Raw genomic sequence first — 24191 nt, 5'->3', positions numbered from 1 at the left:
AAAAGATATGAGCCTTGCTGGAACAGGTGTCGTCGCGATTTGGCATGATCTGCTGCCGGAAGCGAAGGATGAATTCTACGAGTGGCACAACCGGGAGCACATGCCCGAGCGCGCCGGAATTCCTGGGTTCAGGCGCGGGCGGCGTTACATTGCGCTGGACTCGGGTCCCGAGTACTTCAATCTCTATGAAGCCGACACCGTTGAGGTGCTCGGAGCGCAAGACTATCTCCTCCGGCTGAATTCACCGACGCCTTGGACGAAGCAGGTCGTCCCTTCGTTTCGTAGCGTGGCCCGCTCGATCTGCCATGTAGCATATTCAGACGGTGTCGGACAGGGCGCCTATCTTGTGACGGTGCGTTTCGACGTGCCTTCGACGTCGCGCACGGAAGTCGTGAAAAGTCTGCGTCAGCGCGTCCTGCCACTGCTTGTCGACATGGCCGGCATCACGGGAGTCCACCTTTGCCTGGCCGATGAGGCAGTCAGCAGGGTGGAGACAGCGGAGAAGCGGGCACGTTCTGACGGCACCCAGGTGCCGACATGGATCGTCTTGATTGAGGGATGCCGCGCTGATCACGTCCGTTCAGCGGTGGACGCTTTTAATGCCGGACTCGTTGCTCTGCTCGGACTCGAGGCAGCTACGCCTTTCTCCACGCTTTATCAACTTGAGTACACGCGCTGCAAGACGCCGTGGAGCGCTGGGTGAAGCGTCGTTTGCACTTTCAGAGCGGGTGGAGGCTGCACCGCGGCCTATCCCCGGCCCCTGTCCGCAGAGAACTGCCGCAGTCACACGTCGTGCGATTGGGGGGCGTGCCTTCCGATAGACGACATTAAGACGACGAAAGTGCGAGCGTCGCCTAAGGGTCGGCGAACGAAACCGCTGCGACGTGACGCTCTCGAGCAGCGCTTTGGCGCAACGCAAGTCAGTGCGCCCATCGAATGGCTGTCGCACAATTGCTCGGCATACATCGACCATCGCACCGGCAGCTTTGCACGGGAACGTGGCCTGGAGGCGCTGACCACGCCTGTTCGTTCACCTCGGAGCACGGTATGCCGAGTCGCTTGTGGCGACAATGAAGCTCAATTACATCGCGATAACGGACAAGCCTGATGTGCAACGGCACTCCCGCATCGGACTGCTGCCTTCCAGCAATCCAATTTGTGCCATCGCACCCGGCAAGAATCGAAAACGAGGACTAGGGGCCTCGACGCTAAGGCTATCTTAAGCATCGGTCAGGCAGTCTCCGATGTCCCAGGGGCGCTTTGGTTCGGAGGCGTATGGCTCAGCCGCATGTTGTCCATCTGTTTTTCGCCTTCGCTGCCGGGATATCTGCACTGGGTGCCGGACTCGGCATCGTGTACACCGTATCGGCCAGTATCCTTATGCGCCGGTTCTTTTCGCGTCCGATCTTCGCGCCCGTTTCCTTCCCAGCAGTTACCGTCGCCAAGCCGTTGCACGGCGAGGAATGGGAGTTATTGGAGAACCTGACAAGTTTCGTAGAGCAGGACTATCCGGGACTGGTTCAATATGTCTTCGGCGTCCATGACCACTCGGATGGGGCGCTCCGCGCTGTCGATTTTCTGCGCACGCGGTTTCCCGAGAAAAGCATAACCGTCGTGGCGGACGGCAGGATGAATGGGCCCAACCGGAAGATTGCCAATCTTATAAACATTCTGGATCGCGCGGAGCACGATGTGCTTTGCTTTGCCGACAGCGATGTACGCGTCGGCCCAAGCTTCCTCCGTGACGTCGTAGGCGCGCTTCAGCAACCTGGCGTCGGGTTGGTCACGAGCGCTTATCGCGGATTGTGCGCGCCCGGCTTCTGGCCTCGGGTTAGTTCCGCGATGACCAATTATCATTTTCTGCCCGGCGTAGTGACCGGACTGTCCATCGGACGCGCGCGACCATGCTTCGGCCAGACGATTGCCATGACAAAGACGACACTGATGCGCATAGGCGGGCTCGCACAGTTCGCACATCATCTCGCTGAGGACTATGCGATCGGCGAAGCGGTGCGCGGCAACGGGTTATCGGTCGCCATTCCGCCGTTCACGGTGGGTCACGCTTGCGTCGAAGCCACGTTTTCTCAGTTGATCGCCCACGAGTTGCGCTGGAGCCGCACGATTCGCGCTGCGGATCCGACGGGGCATCTCGGTGCTATCCTGATGCATCCGTTCCCGCTCGCCTTGCTCGCCCTACTGTTTTCATGGGGCAATCCGCTGGCCTGTGGGCTGATCGTATTGACGCTCATCGTCCGCGCGATATTGGTTTGGCAGACGGATTGCGCGACGGGTGAGCGTTGCAGCGGATTTCCTTGGCTTCCGCTCTGGGATGTCCTTCAGTTCGTAATCTACGTCGCGAGCTTCTTCTCGTCCCGCGTGTTATGGCGTGGACAACGCTTCGATGTCGACGAGGACGGTATGTTGTCGCCGTGCGTCCAACGTGATCCAAGCCTGAAATGACCAACGAGTCGACGATGACTGCTCTTTCTGGACAGGCCGTGCCCGGATGAAATATCTCGGATCTGTTGCCGCCTTGCTTGGCTCGGCGATCGCAGCGTGGCTCATCTGGCGCGATGATCCTGTAGCGATTCTGCATCTGCTGCAATCCGCCGGAGTGGGCTTGGTGCTGGCGACCTTCGTTCATATCCTGGCGATGCTGCCGAACGCATGGGACTGGCGCATGCTGATACGCGATGCGGAGCGCCCCTCGCTTGCGACCATGCTCAAGCTTGTCTGGATTCGTGAGTCGATCAACGGACTGCTGCCCGTGGCGCGCATTGGCGGGGAGATCGTTTCATTCCGGCTGCTCGGCCGGGTCGGCGTGCGCCCGGCAACGGCCGTGGCGAGCCTCGTCGTGGACATGCAGCTCACGTTGATCAGCCAGGTGGTCTTCGCACTCATCGCGCTCGGGTACGTGGCGGAGCTGGCCTCGTCGGACTCCGTGCGCCTTGCGGGAAGGCTGGCGTGGGGTCTGGCGGGCCTCATGCCGGTGCTCTTGCTGTTCGCGCTCGTGCAACATGCGCGGCCGTTCGAACGTGCCGCGCGAACACTCAACCGAGTCACGAGTGGTAAGGTGTACGCGCTCGTTGGCAAGTCGGCGCGCATCGATCAGTCGATCAAGCTCATCTGGCGGCAGACCGGCGTCGTGGTTCGATATCTCGTCATCTGGCAGACGCTTCAATGCCTCGGTCTGGCGCTCGAGATCTGGGTTGCCTTGCGTGTGCTCGGCTCCAACGTGAACTTCGCGACCGCGTTCGTGCTCGAGGCACTGATCCAGCTCGTAAGCAGTGTGGCCTTTGTCGTGCCGGGCAGCATCGGCGTGCAAGAAGGCGGCTTCGTTCTGATCGGCGGCATGCTGGGTCTCGATGCACCCACCTGCCTCGCACTGGCAGGCGCGCGGCGCGTGCGGGATCTGCTGTTCTTTGTGCCGGGGCTCGTCTACTGGCACGTGGCTGAACGTTCGTTTGGCCTGCCTCGCTCAGCGGCTGTGAAGGCGGGTCATGCGACTGGGGAGTGAAAGCTTCGCTGAAACGAAGCGACAGTTTTTGGTAACTGCAATCAAATTTGTTCAGCCAGAAGAACGGCGGCGCGATCCTGCATCATCGATGCGGCTTTGAAGACGATCCCGCCAGAACAGCTGCGGCCCGCAGTTTCGACGCAAGCTGTTCGAATGATCTCCTAATTTGTAGCGTTGCATTCAACTGGGCGCTTCCAGAATGGATGGACCTCTCTTTGACGGGTTCGCTGTCGAACTGTTTATTCAGGGCTGCCGCGCGCCGGTGCTGCCGCAGGGCATGCCCGATCAGGCGACCGTTGGTTCCCAACTGCTTTTACGAGTCCGATTCCATCATTACGCCAGCGCTGCGAATCACGTGCAGGTAAGCGGCCGTATTGCCGACAGCAGTCGCGGCTTGCTCCGCCAGCATCAATATGCGCGAAGACTTTTCGGCGTTCGCCATCATTGCCTGGAGAACATCTGAATCAGCGAATCCGCGCGCGGCTGCTACTTCGAGAACGGCGACCAATACGCGTCGGGCCGCCGCTCTGGCATCGGCCGACGCCAGCGGGGCGCGATATGCAAGAAAGCCCGCCATTAGCAAAAATTCGGCTGGGCTGATGCGCTGACCATTGCCGACGGGCACGCCGTCCGTATCGTCTCCGCTTTGGGTCATCGCGATCGCCTCCCGCTTTCGAGCACTGGGCGGCGCGAACATGCGCATCCACGTCGATCCAACCACAGCCCGTTACTGGCGGGCCGCTGCGCACGTTGGTGCCGTCCGGCGCGGCTGCCAGTATGCGGCAAACCGCGTATGCAGTCGAATTTCTCGACGCGTGTAAACGTTCTCATACCATCGAGCGGAAGCTCATTGTAGGCTTCACCGTGCGTACAACAGAGGTCCCGTCGCACTGCGTCTCGCGACACAGGTCACCGATATCACACGCGGTCAAAGCAGTAACCTCGATGTAAAAATCGACCGAAGGCAAAGGGACTGAGGTTTGCAATTCAAAGGTCGGGAGTCGTAGTATTCTTTAGCAGCCCTCCTGCGGTTGGGGGTTCCCACCGGAGAGGGTGGCGCCCGTACGGGCTGTCCAGAGTGACCAGCATAGTTTTTTTAAAGCTTGAGTCAATCCGCGAACATCGCCGACGGCCGGCGAATCCTGCCGCCCACTTATCCCTGCAAGCGTTATCTTTGAGGGCATCTATGAAAACGCTGTTTCTACAGGCACCTTCGTTCGACGGCTTCGATGGCGGAGCGGGCTCACGTTTTCAGACGAGACGCGAGATTCGATCCTTCTGGTATCCAACGTGGCTTGCGCAGCCTGCCGCGCTGGTCGAGGACAGCCGCGTCGTGGACGCGCCCGCAGATGGCCTGTCCTTGGATGAGACGCTCGACATTGCTCAGGAATACGACCTGGTCATCATTCATACGAGCTCGCCATCGTTTTCGAGCGATGCGCAGTTCGCGGAGCATTTGAAGCGACGCAAGCCAAGCATCCTGATCGGGATGGTCGGAGCGAAGGTGGCCGTCGATCCTCACGGTTCGCTTGCCGCAAGCGATGCGATCGATTTCGTGTGCCGTGAAGAATTCGACTTCACCTGTCGCGACATCGCGCAGGGAGTTCCGTTCGAATCGATTCTGGGTCTGAGCTATCGTTTGCCTGACGGCGGAATCACGCACAACGACGCCCGGCCGATTCTCGAAGACATGGACCAGTTGCCGTTCGTTGCGCCCGTCTACAAGCGTGACCTCAAGAGCGAGAACTACTTCAGCGGCTACCTCAAGCATCCGTATGTCTCGATCTACACGGGCCGAGGCTGCAAGTCGCGGTGCACCTTCTGCCTCTGGCCGCATACGGTCGGGGGGCACCGCTATCGCACCCGCTCGGTCGAGCACGTCCTTGAAGAAGTGAAATGGATCAGGGACAACATGCCGGAAGTGAAGGAGATCATGTTCGATGACGATACCTTCACCGATCTCAGGCCGAGGGCCGAGGAGATCGCTCGCGGCCTGGGCAAGCTCGGCGTGACATGGTCATGCAACGCTAAAGCGAACGTCCCGTATTCGACACTCAAGGTGATGAAGGAGAACGGTCTGCGGCTTTTGCTCGTCGGCTATGAATCGGGCGACGACCAGATTCTCGTCAATGTCAAAAAGGGGCTGCGAACCGATATGGCACGCCGCTTCAGTGACGATTGCCGCAAGCTGGGCATCAAGATTCACGGCACGTTCATTCTCGGGCTTCCCGGGGAAACGCACGAGACGATACAGAAGACCATCCAGTACGCGAAAGAGATAAATCCGCACACGATCCAGGTGTCGCTCGCTGCGCCTTATCCGGGAACGGTCCTTCATAAGCAGGCGGTCGAGAACGGCTGGCTGGAAGAAAGCAAGGTCATCACGCTTGTAAGTTCCGCGGGCACCCAGCAATCGACTATCGGCTATCCGCACTTGTCGCGCGAAGAGATTTTTCTTGGCGTCGAGGAGTTCTACAAGCGCTTTTATTTCAGACCGACGAAAATCTGGGAAATCGTCCGCGAGATGCTGGTCAGTTGGGAAATGATGAAGCGGCGCCTGGAGGAAGGCGTGCAGTTCTTCAGATTTCTCCGGGACCACAAGGCGTGAGGCTGGCTAGTCATTCGCGCGAGTACAGTCAACAGCTGCCCATTGTCGGCTCACCGTAGTTTCATGGCACCGACCGGTATTCTCCTTAAACCGACACCCGGGAGCCATTGTGGTGGAGGGGCTGCTCCGGGTCCGAAGACAGACGCCCATCGTGTTGAATGCCCGCTGTAAATAGGCAGCCACGCGTCGGAAACGCGTGGCGCCCCGGTGTTACTTCGCTTGCGTTCTTAGAAATCCCTGATTTCCACCGTTGCGGTTCGGCGCGAATCCATTGGCTTGAAGCGTTTCGTCCGCGGTTTCGTAAAAGACGCCGATCTTCATGATCTCGCGTGCCTGCTGCGCCGTGGCAATCGGACGGCCCAACTCTCCGGCGATGCGCACCAGTTGCCTGATCTGTTCGACGGAGCTCATCTTGCCGGTGCGGGTCTGGTTCCACAGCACGTCCTCGATGCCGCATCGCACATGCACGCCTAAGGCCATGCCGATCATGTTCACCGGCAATACATTCAGCACCGAACTTTCGACAGTTATGACCGCCCCGTCAAGAGCCGCACGCAGGATGTTGGCGAGGTTGCAGGTGCCAAGAGTTTCTTGTAGAGATCAAGACGAAGAAGTAGCATACGTTACATGAACGCTCTTTCCACTTGGTCTCTGTTGATTCTGACGCTGCCTACGGAGAACGCCACCGCGCGCATGCGGTTCTGGCGTGCGCTCAAAGCAAAGGGTTGCGCGGTCCTGCGCGACGGCATTTATTTGCTCCCGTTCACGGCTGAGCGGGAAACGGCGCTCCGTGAGCTTGCGACGGCCATCGGCGAGAGCGGCGGCACGGCGCATCTGCTGCGAGCGCCCAGTCTGGATCAAGAGCAGGAAGCCGAGTTTCGCGACCTGTTCGACCGATCCGACGACTACGACGCCCTGATCGGCGCCCTAAGTGACGCGCGCAAAATTGTCTTCGGGCAGGCCGAAACGGAACTGCGGCGACTGATGCGGCGCTTGCGCAAGGATTACGAAAGCATCGTTGCGATCGACTTTTTTCCCACTGAGGCTGCAACCCGCGCGGAAGTGGCTTGGCAGGAATTCGTGGCGCACGTCGATACCGTGATGTCCCCGGGCGAGCCGCACCCGGCTGAACGGGAGATCCGAACGCTTGCGCTGAAGGATTACCGAGGCCGCACATGGGCGACACGGCAGCGTATCTGGGTCGATCGCGTGGCGAGCGCATGGCTTATCCGCCGCTTCATTGATCCCGACAGTCGGTTCATCTGGCTTACATCGCCCGACGCTTGCCCGCCGAATGCTCTCGGTTTTGACTTCGATGGCGCAGCGTTCACGCACGTAGGTGAACGCGTCACGTTCGAGGTCTTGATGGCGAGCTTCGAGCTTGAGAGCGACCCCGCGTTGCTGCGTCTCGCCGCGATGGTCCACGCCCTCGATGTTGGCGGCGCTCCCGTGCCCGAGGCGATCGGCTTCGAGGCCATCATGGCGGGCGCTCGTGAACGCACTGCCGACGACGACGCATTACTCGACGAGATAGGCCGCGTGCTCGATTCCATGTATACACATTTTGCGGCGGTCGCGAAAAGCGCGGACCAAGGAGGTCGATCATGAGCACGACGGCGACCGCCACGCCTTCCTATTCGCTTGGTCAACTGTTGCTGTATATGCTGAAGCTTGGCACGTTCGGTTTCGGCGGTCCCGTTGCGCTCGTCGGTTTCATGCACCGGGATTTGGTTGAAAGGCGCGGGTGGATCAGCGACGACGACTATCGTGAAGGCCTCGCGCTCGCGCAGATGATGCCGGGACCGTTGGCCGCACAACTGTCGATCTACCTTGGGTATGTGCATTACCGCGTCATCGGCGCGACGACGGTCGGCGTTGCTTTCGTGCTGCCGTCCTTTCTCATGGTCGTGGCGCTCGGCTGGGCGTACATGCATTTCGGCGGCTTGCCCTGGATGCAGGCGGTTTTCTACGGCGTCGGCGCAGCCGTCGTCGGGATCATCGCGATGAGCGCGTACAAGCTGACCAATAAGACGCTCGGCGGGGACAAGACCCTGTGGGGCATCTTTCTGGTGCTCATCGTCGTGACCGTTGTTACCGAGTCCGAGATCGCCTGGCTGTTCATTGCAGGCGGACTAGTGAACATGTTTCGGCGGTCGCCGCCCGCGTGGCTCGGCAAAGGCGGTGCGAATGCGCTGGTTTCAGCCCAGGCACCCGCGCTAAGCAGTGCGCTGAGTGGCATAGATCTTTCCTTGCTCAGTCAGATCGGCCTGTTCTTCGCGAAGGCGGGCGCGTTCGTCTTTGGATCGGGACTCGCAATCGTTCCGTTCCTGTACGGCGGCGTGGTCACCGAGCACCACTGGCTGAACGAAAAGCAATTTGTCGATGCCGTGGCCGTCGCGATGATCACGCCTGGGCCGGTCGTCATTACCGTTGGATTCATTGGCTATCTTGTGGCGGGTCTTCCCGGTGCCTGTGTCGCCGCGCTCGGCACGTTCCTGCCTTGCTATCTTTTCACCGTGCTCCCGGCGCCGTACTTCAAGAAGTACGGAAGGCGTCCTGCCGTGAAAGCGTTCGTCGATGGCATCACCGCGGCTGCGGTTGGCGCCATCGCGGGCTCGGTGATCGTGATCGCGAAACGGTCGATCGTCGACTGGCCGACCGCGCTGCTCGCCGTTGCGACAGTTCTGCTGCTGTGGCGTTTCAGGAAGCTGCAAGAGCCTGTCATCGTATCGGCCGCTGCGCTCATCGGTCTGGCGGTCTTTCCGCTTCACCACCTGTACGCGCACTGAGCGGAGGTGCGCGCATCGGAGCTAGGAGGACATCATGGCAACTCGGCGCACCTTTCTTCATAACACCGCTGCTGCCGGCGCAGGTCTGCTCATGGCCAAAACGCATTCAGCGGACGCGGCCGAAAGCGCTGGCTATGTCGACAAACTGACCGACGCCGACGGCAAATATGCTGCCGCCCCGCTACCGTATGCCTACGATGCGCTCGAACCGGTCATTGACGCACGCACAGTCGAACTGCATTACAACTTTCACCACAAGCCCGCGGTGACGGCGGCGAATAAGGCAGAAGATGCACTGGCCAAGGCACGCGACACAAATGACTTCACGCTCGTGAAGCATTACGAGAAGGAACTCGCATTCCAGCTTTCGAGCCACATCTTGCATACCGTGTACTGGACGAGCATTTCGGGCAAAGGCGGAGAACCAAAGAGCGAATTGGCGAAGGCAATCGACAAGAACTTTGGCTCATATGCGAAGTTCAAAGCGCAGCTTGCCGCTGCCACCATCGCAACAGAGGCCTCGGGCTGGGGCGTAGTGGGTTATCACCCGGCGATGGACAAGCTCATGATCCTCCAATGCGAGAACCATCACAAGCTCACGGCTTGGGGCATACAACCGATTCTTGTGCTCGATGTCTTCGAGCACGCGTACTACTTGACGTATCAGAACCGACGCAACGAGTACGTTAATCAACTTTTCAATATCGTGAATTGGGACAACGCGTCCATGAGGCTCCACGCGGCCATGCCTGCGCGCAACGCATAAGCGTGCTGTCCGGCGCACGCTCGCGCCGGAGTTGTTGCGATGATTCCAGCCATCATTCGCTTCTCATCGAGATTCGCACTTGCGGGCGTCGCTCCCGGCGTATGGCGACTGCTCGCGGCGCGAAGTCTGCGGGGCTTTTGCGATGGATTCATTGCGGTGCTGCTTCCTGCATACCTCCTCGCGCTTGGTATGTCGACGCTCTCGGTGGGGCTCGTCAGCACGTCGACGCTACTCGGTTCCGCGATCGCGACGATTGTCGTCGGCATGATAGGCAATCGTTATTCGAGCCGGTCGTTGCTGTTGATTGCCGCCGCGATGATGGGAGCAACAGGAATCGGCTTTTTCAGCTTCTCGACGCTTTGGCCTCTGCTCGTCGTGGCATTCGTCGGAACGATGAATCCCAGCGCGGGCGATGTCAGTCTGTTTCTACCGATCGAACATGCATGTCTTGCCGAAGCGTCGCAAGCGCAGGCACGTACAGCATTGTTTGCACGCTACAGCCTCGTCGGTGCGCTATCCGGCGCGCTGGGGGCGTTGCTTGCGGGAGTCCCCGATTTGATCGCTGCGCATTTCGAAGTATTAGCGCTTTCAGCGATGCGGGCCATGTTCATGATCTACGCGCTGTCGGGCCTTGCGATCCTGATCCTTTACCTGTACATGCCGTCACGTCAACGACTTGCAACCACCGTTCGCACCTCGCTAGGACCCTCGCGCTGGATCGTTATGCGCCTCGCAATGCTGTTTAGTCTGGATGCGTTTGCTGGCGGATTGGTAGTCAATGCGCTGCTAACGCTGTGGCTCATTGCGAGATTCGAACTATCGATCGGCGCGGCCGGGGAGTTCTTCTTCTGCACGGGATTACTGAGCGCTGGCTCGCAACTCGCGGCCGCACCTCTAGCGCGCAAGATTGGCCTGTTGAATACGATGGTCTTCACCCATATCCCGTCGAGCCTGTGTCTTATCGCGGCAGCTTTCATGCCCTCGTTGCCGCTAGCACTGCTAATGCTGCTACTACGCAGCGCGCTGTCGCAACTCGACGTACCCACGCGCAGTGCTTATGTCATGTCCGTCGTGACGCCAGCGGAACGAGCTGCCGCCGCGAGTTTGACAGCGGTTCCGCGTAGTCTTGCCGCAGCCATTGCCCCGACTATTGCCGGCGGCTTGATCGGACTAGGTTGGCTCGAAGCACCGCTGATTGCATGCGGCGTGCTCAAGATCATCTACGACTTGGCGTTGCTCACCGCGTTCCGACATGTACGTCTCGACGGTGACAGATCATGAACTCGTTACAACTGATCCGGCGGCTTCGCTCTCTTATCGGCGCAGCACTGCCAAAAGTACGCTTCGAGGGCTGCGCGTGAGACAACGCAGGTCACGGGTTCCCCGCGCCAGAGTATGACGAACGTGAGGCGACGTTTAGTCCTACAGGACCCAGGCCGTAGACTGCGAGCGAATCGCGTACGCTGATATTCAGGCGCTAAAGGGCGCCATACGCCGTGCCGGTGCCGCAGGCCACGGCGGCGCCGCCTTTGAACGAGACGGGTTTCAAGCTCTTGCGAGCGGATCAATGGATCGTGAGGCCGCCGGTCGGACTGAGCGTTGCGCCCGTGAGATAAGCCGATTCGTCGGAAGCGAGGAACGCCACGACGCGGCCGATATCCGTTGGCGCCGCGACACCCAGCGGACAACCGGCGACGATCTTTTCGTATTGTTTGCGGTGATGATCCGATACCTTGCTTGCCTCGCCGAACACGGCCTCCCAGGACGGACTGTCGCGCACGACCGTGACGCAAACGCAGTTGACGCGTATCCGGTCGCGAGCGAGTTCTCTGGCAATCACCTTGCTTGCGCGGATCAATCCGCCCGCGAACGTCGACACGGCGGTTTGCCCCGGTGTCGGCACGCGGCCGCCTTCGGAGGTCAGGAAGATGACGCTGCCGCCCCCGCGAGGGCGCATGAAGGGCAGTGCCGCCTGAACCGGTAGAAGCTTCGCGCTCGTGTTCTCAGCGACGACGGCTGCCACGCGCGCCAGATCGATTTCGGCGAATGGGCCGCGCACTTGCGGCGAGCGGGCCTCGTCGTCGTTTCCGCCCGCATTCGCGACGACGATGTCGATGCCGCCGTATCTGCGCGCGGTCTCTTCAGCGAGTGCCGTCATATCGGCTTTGGATCGCACGTCGCCTGCGATGAAATCAGCGGTGGCGCCGGTTTGCCGCAATTCCGCGAGCACGGCGTCGGCTTTTGCAACGCTGCGCCCGCTGATCACCACGGTGACTCCGGCTGCCGCGAGCTGCAACGCGACGCCCTTGCCGATGCCGCCGGTGCCGCCGGTGACGACGGCCACCTTTCCTTCCAGATTGCTCATTGCTGTGCGCCTTCGATGGTTTAACAAGTCGGCTCGCGCGAGCCCGAAATCAATCCTAGTCGCGCGTCTCATCCAAAGCGATTGCCGTTTTTCGAACGTGTGCTTGATGTTTCGTGAACAGACCCTAGTGAATGCATTCGTATCTTTGCAACGCCGCTTTCACGAACCGTCAATCGTCACGACAGATCGCTGGGGATAGCATTCGAGGCAGGTCGAAGAGCACAGACAGAGCAAGGAGACAGATATGGAAGCAGCCGTTCAATCCGAGCGCGCCGCGCAAGCGACAGCAGCGGATCGTCCGCTGTCGGGCATTCGCGTTCTGACCGTCGAAAACTTCATCGCCGCGCCGTTCGCGTCGATGTGGCTCGCCGATGCTGGCGCCGAAGTCGTCAAGATCGAAACGCCCGACGGCGGAGACTTTGCACGCAGCACCAGCCCGACGAAGCCCGGCGTCGACGGCAGGCCGAGCGGCTTGTCGTTCCTGCGCGCGAACCGCAACAAGAAGAGCGTAACGCTCGATCTCAAGCATCCCGAAGGCAAGCAGGTGTTCAAGTCGCTTGCGGCCGAGGCGGACGTGGTGCTGGAAAACCTGCGGCCGAACGTGATGGACCGCCTCGGCCTCGGTTATGCGGAACTCAGTCGCATCAATCCACGGCTCATCTACGCTGCCATCTCCGGTTTCGGGCACGCCGATAACCAACCGAGCCCATACGGCGACTTGCCGGCATTCGATATCGTCGGCCAGGCGATGAGCGGCCTCATGTATCGCCCTGAACGCAGTGGCGATCGTCCGGTCTATCTCGGCTTTTCGCTCGCGGATATTCAATGTGGCAATCTCGCGCTGCAGGGCATCATGCTGGCGCTGCTTCATCGGGCACGCAGCGGCCGCGGCAAGAAGATCGATATCTCGATGGTCGACGCATCGCTCGTCCTTAACGAAATCTCGGTCACCATGTATTCGGCGACGAAACAGGTCGCGCCGCCGGGCGTACACGCGGTCACCGCACCCTTCGGCACGTATCGGGTGGCGGACGGCTATATCGTCATAGCGGTGATCGGTGAGCACATCTGGAAGCGTTTCTGCGAGGTCATCGGCCGGCCCGAACTCGTCGGCGAGGCCTGCTTCGAAAGTGGCACATCCCGGCGACAGAACATGAACGCGCTGAATGCGCATATCGACGCATGGCTCGACGGCAAGCGCCGCGACGAAGCCCTGGGCCTGCTTCGCGCGGGCGGCGTGCCATGCTCGACAGTGAACGACGTACCCGATCTTTTTGCCTGCCCGCACGTCGCCGCCCGCAACATGCTGATGCAACTCGACGATCCCGTGTGGGGCACCATTCACGTCACGGGCAATCCGATCAAGATGTCCGACGTGCCCGAGCCGGAAAGCAACTTGCCGCCGCTGCTCGGCGAGCACAGCCAGGACGTCTTGCGCGACTGGCTCGGCATGAGCGAAGCGCAGATCGGAGCGCTGCGCGAACAGCATGCGATCTGAACATGTCCGGCTCCATGCCGATTGACGACCGATTAGGGCGGGCATAGGCTCTGAGCTATTCAGGGAGCCCCCATGACCGGACTGAGCGTCCACACACTGACCCGACGCGTCGATTTGTTCACGCTGCGCCTGTTTCTCTCGGTCGTCGAGGAGCAGCAGATGCGGCGCGCCGCTCAGCGCGAGAACATTACCCCGCCCGCCGCAACGCGGCGCATCCAGGAGCTCGAGGAAGTCGCGGGCATCGCGCTGTTCGAGCGCATGCCGGGTGGCATGACGCCCAGCCCGGCGGGTGAAGTACTCGCGCGTCACGTGCGTCTTATGTTCGCCAATTTCGATGTCATGCGCCGGGAGATCGCCGAATTCACCGAAGGTGTCCGCGGGCAGGTCGGCATCAGTTCGACGAGCACGATCATCGTTCATTTTCTGGCGAGAGAGATAGCCGACTTCAGGCGCGACTTTCCGCTCGTGGATATCGATCTGCACGAGGATGCCAACGTCAACGTCGTCGGCGCCGTGCTGTCGGGCAAGGCCGATCTCGCGATGTTCTATGCGACGAACGACGTTCACCACGAGGGGCTCGATATCGTCGAATACCGTACGGACCGCCTCGCCGCGATCGTGCCGCGGAAACATCCGCTCGGCGAGCGCGCCAGCGTGACCACGCACGATCTGCTCGACGAAGACCTGATCGGCATCTCGCCGACCACGTCGATGATGACCCAGTTGCGCCAAGCGGCCGCCGCGCTCGGCCGCGACCTGCGCCTGAAGTACACGGTGACGACCATCGAAGCGGCGCGCAGTCTCGTCAAGGCCGGGCTCGGCGTCACGATCCAGCCGGAGAGCATGCTGCCGAAGGAAGAACTCGCCGCGCTGACGATAGTGGCGCTGGACGAACCGTGGGCGAAGCGGCAACTGTGCATCGGCACGAAGCGCGGCGTGTCGCTGACGCCCGCGACGAGGGCGCTCATCGCGCAACTCACGGCTTCGGCCGGCGAGTGAGCGCGCAGTCTTCGAACGTGCCCTGCGCGGCGCGTGCGAGCTGCATCACTGTGTGAACGCCGACTGTCATCGCCTCTCCTGATCGCGTGCGCGATCGCATCGAACAACCACCTTGGACACGCAATCTCAGTCGAGCAATTGCAATGATTCGAATTGTCGATTCGAATCATTCGAATCGACAGGCCGTGGCGGAATTCGGGAATATCGAAGAGGCGATTCGAAAACCATCACTAGGTTGGCTGATTTCGCCTGCCTATATTGAAGCGGCTCATTCGAAGCGTCCGCCATCAGGCATCCAAATAAACAGACAGGAGACGATGTGAACCCTTCTTCATCCCCGACACGAAGCAGTCTATTCGTGGTCGTGCTGTGTTTTCTGACGATCGCGGTCGACGGCTACGATCTCATCGTCTACGGCGCGACCATCCCGCGCCTTCTGGAAGAACCCGGCTGGAACCTGAATCCCGCGAGCGCGGGAATGATCGGCAGCTGGACCCTCGCCGGACTGATGGTGGGCCTGCTCGGCGCGGGTCCGCTTTCGGATCGCATCGGGCGTCGCAAGCTCATCATGGCAGGCGTGTTGTGGTTCTCGCTCGGCTCGCTGCTCTGCGCGATTGCGCATTCGCCGCAGGCGCTCGGCATCGCGCGTTTCGTCACCGGGATCGGGCTCGGCGGCGTGGTGCCGTCGTCGGTGGCGCTCACTATCGAATACGCACCGCGCAGCCGTCGCCAGCTCTACAGCGCGATCGCGCTCACGGGCTATCCGGTCGGCGGCATGTTATGCGCGCTGCTCGCCATCGCGACGCTGCAAAGTCACGGCTGGCGTCTGCTGTACGGCTACGGCGCGTTGTATGTGCTGATCTTGCCGGTCATGTGGTTCTTCCTTCCTGAATCCGTGAGCTATTTGCTGGACCGCGGCCGCACCGATGAAGCGCGTACGCTCGCGGCACGCTACGCAATCGATCTCGATGAAGTTGCGCGCGATGAAGAGGAGCATCGTCGAACACGCGTCGCGGCTGCGGGCGCGCGGGGGTACAGGTTGCTGACATCGCCCGAATTCCGGTCGGCGCTGCTTCTGTTCGCGCTGATGTGCTTCTGCGGGCAACTCGTCGTCTATGGCCTCAACGCGTGGTTGCCGCAGTTAATGCGCAAGTCGGGTTATGCGCTCGGATCGTCGCTGCAGTTTCTGCTGGTGATGCAGTGCGGCGCCGTACTGGGAAACCTGACAGGTTCCTGGCTCGCGGACCGGCTGGGCCCGAAGCGCGTACTCGTGCCGTTCTTTCTCATCGGTGCGGTCTCGATGCTCGTGCTGAGCCAGAAGCCGGATTACGTGTGGCTCACGCTCGCGGTGTTCGGCGCGGGCCTCGGTTCGATCGGCTCGGTGACGCTCGGCTACGGTTATATCGGCGCATACTTTCCGGCATCGTGCCGTGGCTCCGCGATCGGCGCCGCGCAAGGTCTCGGGCGCATCGGATCGATTCTCGGACCGATGATCGGCGGATGGGTGCTCGGCTCGAACCTCGATCATCACTGGAACTTCTATGCGTTCGCGATGCCCGCCGTGATCGCCGCAGTGGTCGTGACGCTGATTCCGAAGGCCGCGCCATGCGAAGTCGAGTATGTGCAGGCAGAAAGCACATGACGGCGGCGAGCGATATGTGAAATGCACGCGCGATGAATGGTGCACGCTCGCCGAGCGGAGGGGAGTGTGCATCGCGCCGGAGCTTCGATGGTCGAAGCGCCGGCTTATTCGCATTTGCGTGCGCGTAAGACGTTCGTCGTGGTGACGGTTGTGCGTGGTTCTGTCGGTGGCATCACGAGGGAGCCGCAGAGCAGGCCACATGCACGGTCATATCTCCGGCTCGCGACGCAATCCAAACTGGCCAGGCAAGAAAGGCGCCGTCAAGCGCAGTCCTAGAGACGCCGGGTGCGCGGCCGTTCAGCTTGTGCAATCCTGACGATGTATCGCATCGCCTCTTCACCATATGTGTCTTGCCTTCCCACGCGCCAGCGTGGCCCGCGTCCCGCAAGCTCACATCTCGGCATGTGCGCAAAACCTCATAAACTCCGCGACGCCCGTTTCGCTCACCACGTCGGAATGTTCACCACGCATGAGCAATGTAGGCAACGTGAGCTTGCGCGCGGATGCGCACAGCCGTTGACGGCGGCGTCCCATGTCGCGTGGCCCTGCGACGAAATGTGGATCCCAGGGCCGGCGATGGCTATGCTCGTCCTTCGGCCGCAGAAAAAACGCGGTCGGCGAGTGGATGGCATCGTCGCGCGGTTCGAAACGACTGGACCAGCGCCGCAGCGATGACTGGATACGCGCCACGCCCGCCGGTTCCGTTTGCGGCGCAATGTTGACGAGGATGAGGGCACGCGCGTCCACATAGCCTTCTCCGACCGCGAGCAGGCTGGTCGCACCGCTCGTCGCAGCGCCGACGAGCACGGGACGCAGCATGCCCAAAGACGACGCGATGCTTTCCAGATCGCGCACCATGGCGACCTGGCTGTAGTTTGCGTCCGACGGCCAACCGGAGTCTCCGTGATCGCGGGCATCGAATGAGACGGCGAAGAAGCCTGCCTCGCCGAGCATCATGCCCGTCCGGCTCCATGAGTGGCGTGTCTGTCCCGCGCCATGCAGCAGAATCACAGGAATGCCACAGACTTAATCCCTTGAACGCATGATGAGCCGCGTCCTGAGTCGTCCACGCCCGCGCTGTCTGCTCGAACAACCAGGCCATCGGCGCCTCGCCGACGCGTTGGCGCGCCTGCACCACGGCGCTCTTGCTCACAAACGGCGCAGCCTCGTTGGGCAAGGCCAGATCGAGACTGTCGAGTACTTCGCTGATCGACCAGTGCCGGTACATCGCCAGCGCGATCACCAGCCACACCACCTGTTCAGCCGGCAGGCGACGGCGCCGGATGCTTGCCGTGCCGGTTGTCTGGACCGCACGCGTGATCCACTCGTAGGGCAGATGCTCGGCCAGCCGTCGCAGATCGGCCGGCTCCTGAGCTTCGATCACGTAGGTGAGGTGATTGGCAAGCATCGCCCCGAAAAGTTAACGGCTCGGCGCAACGTTTACAACCACTTCCCGCACCAAAACAAATGCCGTTCAGTCGCTTAACTGAACGGCATTAGCCCGCCAGGGCCGCTAGCCAAAAATGCGCACGTGCGCCGGCGCATTCCAGCGCACTCAGAACTTGTGCCGCATCGCGATGCGCACGAGCACCTGGTTCTTGGTCGTCGATGCATCCGGCGCGGCCGTCCCGCCCGTGCCGAAGGTGTCCGGAGCGAGCGATGCGACGGGCGCGTCACCGGCCGCGCGCTGCCACGCGCCGAGCAGGTATACATCGGTGCGCTTGCTGAGGAAGTAGTCGGCGATCAATTGGAACTGGTGATACTTCGGGTTCGCATCGGTCGAATGCAGCTTGCCGTCCGTGAAACTATAGATGCCGGCGAGCGAGAGGGCCGGTGTGAGAAAGTAGTTGGCATTGACTTCGTAGTTATCGAAGGAAAGCCGGTCGGTCGCCGAATCGAATTTCGAGTGACTGTAGACGAATGCCACCCTGCCGCCATTGAACGAATACGCGCCGCCTGCAGCTATCACGTCTTCCTTGGTCACGGCCGATGGCAGCCCGCTGGTCCCCAGGGCGGAGGTGCGGGTTACGTTGATGTAGTCGCCGGAAATCGCGCCTACCGTGTTGCTGTTAGGCGAATTCAGGTGCAGGTAGCCCACGGCGAGATTGACCGACGAAGCGGCATAAGACGCCCCGAGGCTCCAGACACGATTGCTCGCGAAACCCGAGTTCTCGGCGCCGGTATTGGCACTGTTGCTGAAGCCGTACAGGCCGCCGAACTTGAGGCCGTGAAAATCGGGACTCGCGTACTTCACCGAGTTGCTGATGCGAAAGTCGTTGTCGAAATTGTCGTTGTCGAACGGGTGCGCGAGGCCGGTATAGGGAATGCCGCTCAGCGCCTGCACGTAGTCGACGACGGAGTCGTACTGCCGTCCGAAGGTGAGGCTGCCGAACCTGTCGTGACTCGCGCCGACCCACGCCTGACGGCCGAACTCGCGCCCGCCCTGCTGGAGCGAGCCTGTGGCGAGCGAGAAGCCGTTCTCCAACTGGAAGATGGCTTTCAGTCCGCCTCCCAGATCTTCGACGCCCTTCAAGCCCCAGCGGTTGCCCTGGAGCACGCCGGTCGTCATCGTGAAGTTGGACTTTCCGCCGTCGTTGTTGATGTAGTTGAAGCCCGCATCGAGCAGGCCGTATAACGTCACGCTGCTTTGCGCGTGGGCCATGCCCGCGCAGGAACTGAGTGCCGCAACCATTAAAATTCGCTTCTTCATCGACCAGTCTCCATGTTTTGTCGGTAAGGATTGTGTTCCAAACTCGTGACGCTTTTCGAATTGATTAGGAATCCAGAAGTTGCGCGTGTGTGCTGTTCTCGTCGAAGGCACACGTCACGTCTCTTTTTTTTCACACAATGGAGCTCGCGGCCACCGCCCGTCAACGCGGGCCCGCAAAACATTCCGTACTTCGAGATGCCGAAGTTTATTTCGAACTCTGTGAAGAGAAATTCGGCGCGAAACCGCAGCGACAACTTGAATCTGGCCGTTTCAATACGTGAAGAGAAGCGGGTGGATACGCCCTCGAAGCCACGCTGCTTCGCGGCAGTTGGATGGCGAGGCCGCGAGCGGCGGCTCGCGCCTGCCTGATCGGGATAACGAACATACACGTCTGGCGTATTCCCAAGGACGGAACAGAAAGCGGCAGTCCGTTGACCCCCGGGGCGGCGAGTCTATGATCAAGCACTGCTCGCTCACCATCCGATGGCTCTTCTTCCCGGAAGCAGAGCAGCATCTGGACATGTCGCCAACGTTACCGTGCGGGCGAAAGAGGGTGCAGTGACGCTGCAGGGTACGGTGCCGGATTCGTCACAAATCGACCGCGCCACCGGGGTCGCGCAGAGGGTAGCTGGTGTCACCTCGCTTAAGAACGCGCTCACCTTTCGCCCTGCGGGAAGTTGAGCGAGCGCGGTATGACACCGCGCATCGCCGTGCCGCTGCCTACTGGGGTAATCGGGCTGAAGGAAAGTCCGGCTGTCGCTTGCCGCGCATTGCTGCCACGCCTTCTTTCACGTCCGCGCCGAGGAAGCACAGCATCTCCATGGCGAGCGAGTTGTCGAAAAGGGGTCCCGCCATGTGCATCCAGTTGTTGAGCGACTTCTTGGTCGCGCGGATCGCGGTCTGGCTACCGCGCGCCAGATTTGCTGCGATGGCGAGCGATTTTGTCAGCACGTCGGCACGCGCCGTACAAAAGGTGACGAGGCCGATACGTTCGGCCTCTTTGCCGTCGACGAACTCCGCCGTCATCAAGTAGTACTTGGCCTTGGCCATGCCGCAGAGCAGCGGCCATACGATGGCGCCGTGGTCGCCCGCCGACACGCCCAGACGCGCGTGGCCGTCGGTCAGGCGTGCGTCTTCCGCCATCACGCTGACGTCCGCGAGCAGTGCGACGACAAGCCCCGCGCCCACGGCTGTTCCGTTGATGGCGGAGATGATGGGCTTATCGCAGGCCAGCATGTTGTAGACGAGGTCGGAGGCTTCTTTCATCACGCGCATGGTCGCTTCGTGACTGGTCGACATCTCTTCGACCACGGATAGATCTCCGCCCGCAGAAAAGGCTCGATCGCCCGCACCCGTTACGACGATCGCCTTGACCGTTGGATCGTCGTTGGCCACGCCCCAAACCTGCGTGAGTTCCCAGTGCATTCTGTTGTTGGTCGCGTTCATGACCTCCGGACGGTTCAGTGTGATGAGCAATACGCCGTCAGCCTGGCGCTCGAACAGAAGGAACTGAAAGTCTTCGTATCGCATGTGTGAATCCAGAGTTGAGTTGAACGATGGCGACGTATATTGAACTCGCCGACATCGAAGCGTGCAATGTGTGTGGCGCCGCCGTTCCGTACTTTGACGATCGTACGAAATCGGTCTGCTGAAACCGGGGACAGCCCCTTGGAACACCGCAGATGCTGCCGCCGTGTCCATTAGCTCCGTCGCTTTCCCAATTCAAACATACGTTCGTGAGATGAACGTTCGTGATGCTCATTCACCTGGCGAGTCGTGCAGTCAAAGTACGGAACGCGTTGATCGGTGCCGTTCACACTCGGTTGCGGCGGGTCGCACGATGAATGCAATGACAAACGCATTTGCAGCGGGTGGCTGAAAGCGGGAGATGTTGATGAACGTGACGAGAAAGACCTTGCGCGACGCAATCGAGAGTTGGCTGACACCGAACGGCGCGATCCCTTTTCGCATTCACTTTCTGCGGCGTACGGCATGCAGACGATGCGTGAGGATCGATGCCCGGGCGGCGAAGGGCGATGTCGCGATCTGCTTCTTCCAGCACGAGGACGGCGCGTGGCATGTATTCCCGCCGCTGCCGCGTCACGCGACGATGCGCATCGCCTAGCCGTCGCCGACGCATGTGCTCGGGTCAGTTCGAAACGCGTTAGTCAGACAGCAGCACGCGCATCGACGCAGCGGTCACGCGATGAGGCGGCGGAGCCGTTCACAGATGAAACCGAGCGCGCTGCGGCTGCCGGGAAGCACGCCGATCATCATCAGAAAACCATGCATCTGCCCCTGTGCACGAAGATGATGAACCGGCACGCCTGCCTGTTCGAGGCGCCGCGCATACGCTTCACCCTCGTCGCGCAGTACATCGTGTTCCGCGGTGACCGTCGCACCAGAGAATCAGCTTCTGACCAATCGCGAAGTGATGATTCGCGCCCGCGCTGTCACCGCCCACGAGCACCGGCAATTGCGTCACGTACACATCACGTACACATCACGCACACGTCACGCACGGTTGCCCGACGGCCGTCCGCGCTTGCGCGGGTGGGTCTATAGTTCGCTTGCGAGTTCCGGCACGAGCGCGAAGAGATCGCCGACGACGCCGTAATCGGCTACGCTGAAGATCGGCGCTTCCGCATCCTTGTTGATCGCGACGATCACCTTCGAATCCTTCATGCCCGCCAGATGCTGGATCGCGCCGGAGATGCCGACCGCGATATAGAGCTGCGGTGCGACGATCTTGCCGGTCTGGCCGACCTGATAATCGTTCGGCACGTAGCCCGCATCGACCGCTGCGCGCGATGCGCCCAGCGCTGCGCCCAGCTTGTCCGCCAGCGGCTCCAGCACCTTCGTGTAATTTTCGCCGCTGCCCAGGCCGCGACCTCCCGACACGATGATGCTCGCGCTCGTGAGTTCCGGGCGATCCAGCTTCGTCACTTGACGGCTGACGAACTGCGACTTGCCCGCGTCCGCCGCTGCGTCGATTTTCTCGACCGATGCGCTGCCGCCTTCAGCAGCGACCGGATCGAAGCCCGTCGCGCGCACCGTGATGACCTTGATCGGATCGCTCGACTGAACCGTTGCTATGGCGTTGCCCGCGTAGATCGGACGCTCGAAAGTATCGGCACTGTCGACTTTCGTGATGTCGGAGATCTGTGCGACGTCCAGCATCGCCGCGATGCGCGGCGCGACGTTCTTGCCATACGCGGTGGCCGGCGCAAGGACGTGCGAATAATCCTTCGCGACGTTCAGCACGGTCGCCTCGACGTTTTCCGCCAATCCCGCTTCGAGCTGTGGCGCGTCGGCCAGCAGCACCCTGGAAACGCCGGCGATTTTCGCCGCCGCATCCGCCGCGCCTTGGGCGTCGTGGCCCGCGACGAGCACGTGAATGTCACCGCCGATCTTCGCTGCTGCCGCAACCGTATTCAGCGTCGCGGCCTTGAGTGACGCGTTGTCGTGTTCCGCGATTACGAGAATCGTCATGTCTTTCTGCTCCCTCTCACAGTAGCTTGGCTTCGGTCTTCAGCTTTTCGACCAGTGTCTTCACATCCGGCACCTTCACGCCGGCCGCCCGCCTCGCCGGTTCGGCCACTTTCAGTGTCTTGATCCGCGGCGCGACATCTACGCCGAGGTCTTCGGGCTTCACGGTTTCCAGCGGCTTCTTCTTCGCCTTCATGATGTTCGGCAGCGTAACGTACCGCGGCTCGTTCAGGCGCAGGTCGGTCGTGACGACGGCCGGCAGCGTCAGCGAAAGCGTTTCCGTGCCGCCGTCCACTTCGCGCGAGACTGTTGCAAGGCCATCGGCGATTGATATCTTCGATGCGAACGTCGCTTGCGGGAAGCCGGCCAGCGCAGCCAGCATCTGCCCCGTCTGGTTCGAGTCGTCGTCGATGGCCTGCTTGCCGAGGATCACCAACTGCGGCTGCTCCTTGTCGACCAGCGCTTTGAGCACCTTTGCGACGCCCAGCGGCTCGACGCCGTCGATCGACTGCACGAGGATCGCGCGATCCGCGCCGATCGCCAGCGCCGTGCGCAGCGTTTCCTGCGCTTGCGCGACGCCAACCGACACGGCGATCACTTCGGTTGCGACGCCCGCTTCCTTCAGCCGGACCGCTTCTTCCACGGATTTCATCGAACGGGTTCATCGACATCTTCACGCTCGCGATGTCGACGCCCGACTGATCCGATTTGACGCCGACCTTCACGTTCGCGTCCACGACACGCTTGACGGGGACCAATACCTTCACTTTGCATCTCCTTTCCATTCAACATTGACCCGAAGGCCGGGTGAGCGGCCATTGCATTGGCATGGTGTTCACAGTGGCGGTTCGATCGGCGTGGCGTCAACACCGCTCGAACGATGGTTCCGTACTTCGGAAGGCCGCCGGATCGCCTAGTTCACGGTTTCGACTGCAGCGAAATGCCGGTTCGATAAATCGAAATTGGACTGCCTGCCTGACACGCGTAAGCTTGAACGGGCGCTTCCATGGAGACATTCGCGATGCACAACGCAAAAGGGCCGCTTGCAGGTATCAGGATCGTGGAACTCGGAGGTGTGGGGCCTGTGCCGTTCTGCTGCATGCTGCTGTCGGATCTTGGCGCCGATGTCATTCGTATCGACCGGCCGCCCGGCTACGACGGCGGTCAGCCCGGCGATCCCCGCTTCAACCTGCTGAATCGCGGCCGACGCAGCGCGGCACTCGATCTGAAGAAAAAGGAAGCGGCCGAGGCGATCCTCAAGCTCGCCGGCCAGGCCGACGCGCTGGTCGAGGGCTTCCGCCCGGGCGTCGCGGAGAAGCTGCGACTTGGACCTGACGCTTGCCTCGCGGCGAACCCTGCGCTCGTCTACGGCCGCATGACCGGCTGGGGGCAGCATGGCCCGCTCGCGCAGGCGCCGGGCCACGACATCAACTACATCTCGCTGAGCGGCGTGCTGCACTCGGTCGGCGTGGCCGGCGGTCCGCCCGTGATTCCCCTCAATCTGGCGGGCGATTTCGGCGGCGGCTCGCTGTATCTCGCGCTCGGCGTGGTATCGGCGATTCTCGAGAGCAAGCGCTCGGGGAAGGGTCAGGTCGTGGACGCCGCGATGGTCGACGGCTCCGCTTCGCTGATGACGCTCTTCTACGGCATGTTCGCGAGCGGGTACTGGAAGGACGAGCGCGGCAGCAATCGTCTGGACTCCGGTGCGCCCTGGTACAACGTATACGAGACTTGAACCGCCCCGGAAATGTAGGAGACTTCGGATCTTGGCTGTAACGGGAGATTTGAAGCATGGAAAGCGAAGGCAA

At 61.2% G+C, this 24191-nt stretch carries 18 protein-coding genes and 7 pseudogenes; 15 read left to right on the top strand and 10 right to left on the bottom strand.

All coding sequences use genetic code 11. From position 1 onward, the window contains the following. Positions 1–7: 7 nt before the first annotated feature. The 4 genes and pseudogenes from AWB75_RS18410 to AWB75_RS18400 all read left to right on the top strand — a co-directional run bounded on the left by AWB75_RS18410 (position 8) and on the right by AWB75_RS18400 (position 3517). The gene (locus AWB75_RS18410) at positions 8–703 is read left to right on the top strand and encodes a hypothetical protein (RefSeq protein WP_061125521.1); all 696 of its coding nucleotides are present in this window, start codon (positions 8–10) and stop codon (positions 701–703) included. Positions 704–889: 186 nt separating this feature from the next. Then, positions 890–1165: pseudogene (locus AWB75_RS39455) on the top strand (IS3 family transposase); the annotation flags it as partial. A 110-nt stretch (positions 1166–1275) separates the two neighbouring features. Beyond that, positions 1276–2460, top strand: coding sequence for a bacteriohopanetetrol glucosamine biosynthesis glycosyltransferase HpnI (hpnI, locus tag AWB75_RS18405; protein ID WP_061125520.1), 1185 nt, complete (start codon positions 1276–1278; stop codon positions 2458–2460). Between the two features lie 46 nt (positions 2461–2506). Then, on the top strand, positions 2507–3517 hold the full coding sequence (locus tag AWB75_RS18400) for a lysylphosphatidylglycerol synthase domain-containing protein (protein WP_061125519.1): 1011 nt from the start codon (positions 2507–2509) through the stop codon (positions 3515–3517). 313 nt (positions 3518–3830) lie between these two features. Here AWB75_RS18400 and AWB75_RS18395 read toward each other — a convergent pair whose 3' ends face one another. Next, on the bottom strand, positions 3831–4214 hold the full coding sequence (locus AWB75_RS18395) for a hypothetical protein (protein ID WP_235012151.1): 384 nt from the start codon (positions 4212–4214) through the stop codon (positions 3831–3833). Between the two features lie 489 nt (positions 4215–4703). On the opposite strand from AWB75_RS18395, the gene hpnJ reads away from it, so the two are divergent. Further along, positions 4704–6125, top strand: coding sequence for a hopanoid biosynthesis associated radical SAM protein HpnJ (gene hpnJ, locus AWB75_RS18390; protein ID WP_061125518.1), 1422 nt, complete (start codon positions 4704–4706; stop codon positions 6123–6125). A 210-nt stretch (positions 6126–6335) separates the two neighbouring features. On the opposite strand, the pseudogene AWB75_RS18385 reads toward hpnJ, so the two are convergent. Beyond that, a pseudogene (locus tag AWB75_RS18385) lies at positions 6336–6698 on the bottom strand (3-keto-5-aminohexanoate cleavage protein); the annotation flags it as partial. A 54-nt stretch (positions 6699–6752) separates the two neighbouring features. Between AWB75_RS18385 and AWB75_RS18380 the strand changes: the two are divergent. From AWB75_RS18380 to AWB75_RS18365, 4 genes are read left to right on the top strand one after another with little or no spacing between them, the layout of a single operon-like run. Further along, positions 6753–7733, top strand: coding sequence for a chromate resistance protein ChrB domain-containing protein (locus AWB75_RS18380; protein ID WP_061125516.1), 981 nt, complete (start codon positions 6753–6755; stop codon positions 7731–7733). Then, complete coding sequence (locus AWB75_RS18375) at positions 7730–8914, top strand: chromate transporter (RefSeq protein ID WP_061125515.1); 1185 nt, start codon at positions 7730–7732, stop codon at positions 8912–8914. Before AWB75_RS18380 ends, AWB75_RS18375 begins: the two co-directional genes overlap by 4 nt. Before the next feature lie 34 nt (positions 8915–8948). Further along, entirely contained in the window at positions 8949–9680 is a 732-nt protein-coding gene (locus AWB75_RS18370; protein ID WP_061125514.1) for a superoxide dismutase, read from the top strand. Between the two features lie 39 nt (positions 9681–9719). Next, the gene (locus AWB75_RS18365; protein ID WP_087086676.1) at positions 9720–10961 is read left to right on the top strand and encodes an MFS transporter; all 1242 of its coding nucleotides are present in this window, start codon (positions 9720–9722) and stop codon (positions 10959–10961) included. A gap of 283 nt (positions 10962–11244) precedes the next feature. On the opposite strand, the gene AWB75_RS18360 is transcribed toward AWB75_RS18365, so the two are convergent. Then, the gene (locus AWB75_RS18360; RefSeq protein WP_061125513.1) at positions 11245–12045 is read right to left on the bottom strand and encodes an SDR family NAD(P)-dependent oxidoreductase; all 801 of its coding nucleotides are present in this window, start codon (positions 12043–12045) and stop codon (positions 11245–11247) included. A 244-nt stretch (positions 12046–12289) separates the two neighbouring features. Between AWB75_RS18360 and AWB75_RS18355 the strand changes: the two genes are divergently transcribed. The 3 genes from AWB75_RS18355 (at position 12290) to AWB75_RS18345 (ending at position 16184) form a co-directional block, all read left to right on the top strand. Next, positions 12290–13543: a CaiB/BaiF CoA transferase family protein gene (locus AWB75_RS18355; RefSeq protein WP_061125512.1), complete on the top strand. Its 1254-nt coding sequence runs from the start codon at positions 12290–12292 to the stop codon at positions 13541–13543. A gap of 72 nt (positions 13544–13615) precedes the next feature. Beyond that, positions 13616–14542: a LysR family transcriptional regulator gene (locus AWB75_RS18350; RefSeq protein WP_061125511.1), complete on the top strand. Its 927-nt coding sequence runs from the start codon at positions 13616–13618 to the stop codon at positions 14540–14542. A gap of 319 nt (positions 14543–14861) precedes the next feature. After that, positions 14862–16184 (top strand): MFS transporter, encoded by a 1323-nt coding sequence (locus AWB75_RS18345; RefSeq protein WP_061125510.1) that lies wholly within the window; start codon positions 14862–14864, stop codon positions 16182–16184. Between the two features lie 390 nt (positions 16185–16574). Here the strand turns inward: AWB75_RS18345 and AWB75_RS18340 are convergent, their stop codons facing one another. From AWB75_RS18340 to AWB75_RS18330, 3 genes and pseudogenes are all read right to left on the bottom strand, one after another. After that, complete coding sequence (locus tag AWB75_RS18340) at positions 16575–17141, bottom strand: alpha/beta fold hydrolase (RefSeq protein ID WP_235012150.1); 567 nt, start codon at positions 17139–17141, stop codon at positions 16575–16577. A gap of 22 nt (positions 17142–17163) precedes the next feature. Next, positions 17164–17592, bottom strand: a pseudogene (locus tag AWB75_RS18335) (transposase domain-containing protein); the annotation flags it as partial. Positions 17593–17739: 147 nt separating this feature from the next. Further along, entirely contained in the window at positions 17740–18894 is a 1155-nt protein-coding gene (locus AWB75_RS18330; RefSeq protein WP_061125507.1) for a porin, read from the bottom strand. Positions 18895–19416: 522 nt separating this feature from the next. On the opposite strand from AWB75_RS18330, the pseudogene AWB75_RS18325 reads away from it, so the two are divergent. Beyond that, positions 19417–19575: pseudogene (locus AWB75_RS18325) on the top strand (BON domain-containing protein); the annotation flags it as partial. Positions 19576–19614: 39 nt separating this feature from the next. Here the strand turns inward: AWB75_RS18325 and AWB75_RS18320 are convergent. Beyond that, entirely contained in the window at positions 19615–20424 is an 810-nt protein-coding gene (locus tag AWB75_RS18320) for an enoyl-CoA hydratase/isomerase family protein (RefSeq protein WP_061125506.1), read from the bottom strand. A gap of 364 nt (positions 20425–20788) precedes the next feature. Here AWB75_RS18320 and AWB75_RS18315 point away from each other — a divergent pair, with 364 nt between their 5' ends. Beyond that, positions 20789–21019, top strand: coding sequence for a hypothetical protein (locus AWB75_RS18315; RefSeq protein WP_235012149.1), 231 nt, complete (start codon positions 20789–20791; stop codon positions 21017–21019). A 74-nt stretch (positions 21020–21093) separates the two neighbouring features. On the opposite strand, the pseudogene AWB75_RS18310 reads toward AWB75_RS18315, so the two are convergent. The 3 genes and pseudogenes from AWB75_RS18310 to AWB75_RS18300 form a co-directional block, all read right to left on the bottom strand. Then, a pseudogene (locus tag AWB75_RS18310) lies at positions 21094–21288 on the bottom strand (alpha/beta hydrolase); the annotation flags it as partial. Positions 21289–21453: 165 nt separating this feature from the next. Further along, positions 21454–22386, bottom strand: a complete 933-nt coding sequence (locus AWB75_RS18305) for an electron transfer flavoprotein subunit alpha/FixB family protein (RefSeq protein ID WP_061125504.1) — start codon at positions 22384–22386, stop codon at positions 21454–21456. Positions 22387–22402: 16 nt separating this feature from the next. Then, positions 22403–23150: pseudogene (locus AWB75_RS18300) on the bottom strand (electron transfer flavoprotein subunit beta/FixA family protein). Between the two features lie 254 nt (positions 23151–23404). Between AWB75_RS18300 and AWB75_RS18295 the strand changes: the two are divergent. After that, positions 23405–24115: pseudogene (locus tag AWB75_RS18295) on the top strand (CaiB/BaiF CoA transferase family protein); the annotation flags it as partial. Positions 24116–24191: the final 76 nt, after the last annotated feature.

It is taken from the genome of Caballeronia catudaia (genome assembly GCF_001544755.2).
Lineage (GTDB): Bacteria > Pseudomonadota > Gammaproteobacteria > Burkholderiales > Burkholderiaceae > Caballeronia > Caballeronia catudaia.
This window is presented reverse-complemented; position numbering and strand designations above follow the sequence as displayed.

Excerpts from the sequence above, each read along its gene's own strand:
- AWB75_RS18410 (WP_061125521.1), top strand. The coding sequence starts at position 8 with ATGAGCCTTGCTGGAACAGGTGTCGTCGCGATTTGGCATGATCTGCTG.
- hpnI (WP_061125520.1), top strand. The coding sequence starts at position 1,276 with ATGGCTCAGCCGCATGTTGTCCATCTGTTTTTCGCCTTCGCTGCCGGG.
- AWB75_RS18400 (WP_061125519.1), top strand. The coding sequence starts at position 2,507 with ATGAAATATCTCGGATCTGTTGCCGCCTTGCTTGGCTCGGCGATCGCA.
- AWB75_RS18395 (WP_235012151.1), bottom strand. The coding sequence starts at position 4,214 with ATGTTCGCGCCGCCCAGTGCTCGAAAGCGGGAGGCGATCGCGATGACC.
- hpnJ (WP_061125518.1), top strand. The coding sequence starts at position 4,704 with ATGAAAACGCTGTTTCTACAGGCACCTTCGTTCGACGGCTTCGATGGC.
- AWB75_RS18380 (WP_061125516.1), top strand. The coding sequence starts at position 6,753 with ATGAACGCTCTTTCCACTTGGTCTCTGTTGATTCTGACGCTGCCTACG.
- AWB75_RS18375 (WP_061125515.1), top strand. The coding sequence starts at position 7,730 with ATGAGCACGACGGCGACCGCCACGCCTTCCTATTCGCTTGGTCAACTG.
- AWB75_RS18370 (WP_061125514.1), top strand. The coding sequence starts at position 8,949 with ATGGCAACTCGGCGCACCTTTCTTCATAACACCGCTGCTGCCGGCGCA.
- AWB75_RS18365 (WP_087086676.1), top strand. The coding sequence starts at position 9,720 with ATGATTCCAGCCATCATTCGCTTCTCATCGAGATTCGCACTTGCGGGC.
- AWB75_RS18360 (WP_061125513.1), bottom strand. The coding sequence starts at position 12,045 with ATGAGCAATCTGGAAGGAAAGGTGGCCGTCGTCACCGGCGGCACCGGC.
- AWB75_RS18355 (WP_061125512.1), top strand. The coding sequence starts at position 12,290 with ATGGAAGCAGCCGTTCAATCCGAGCGCGCCGCGCAAGCGACAGCAGCG.
- AWB75_RS18350 (WP_061125511.1), top strand. The coding sequence starts at position 13,616 with ATGACCGGACTGAGCGTCCACACACTGACCCGACGCGTCGATTTGTTC.
- AWB75_RS18340 (WP_235012150.1), bottom strand. The coding sequence starts at position 17,141 with ATGATGCTCGGCGAGGCAGGCTTCTTCGCCGTCTCATTCGATGCCCGC.
- AWB75_RS18330 (WP_061125507.1), bottom strand. The coding sequence starts at position 18,894 with ATGAAGAAGCGAATTTTAATGGTTGCGGCACTCAGTTCCTGCGCGGGC.
- AWB75_RS18320 (WP_061125506.1), bottom strand. The coding sequence starts at position 20,424 with ATGCGATACGAAGACTTTCAGTTCCTTCTGTTCGAGCGCCAGGCTGAC.
- AWB75_RS18315 (WP_235012149.1), top strand. The coding sequence starts at position 20,789 with ATGAACGTGACGAGAAAGACCTTGCGCGACGCAATCGAGAGTTGGCTG.
- AWB75_RS18305 (WP_061125504.1), bottom strand. The coding sequence starts at position 22,386 with ATGACGATTCTCGTAATCGCGGAACACGACAACGCGTCACTCAAGGCC.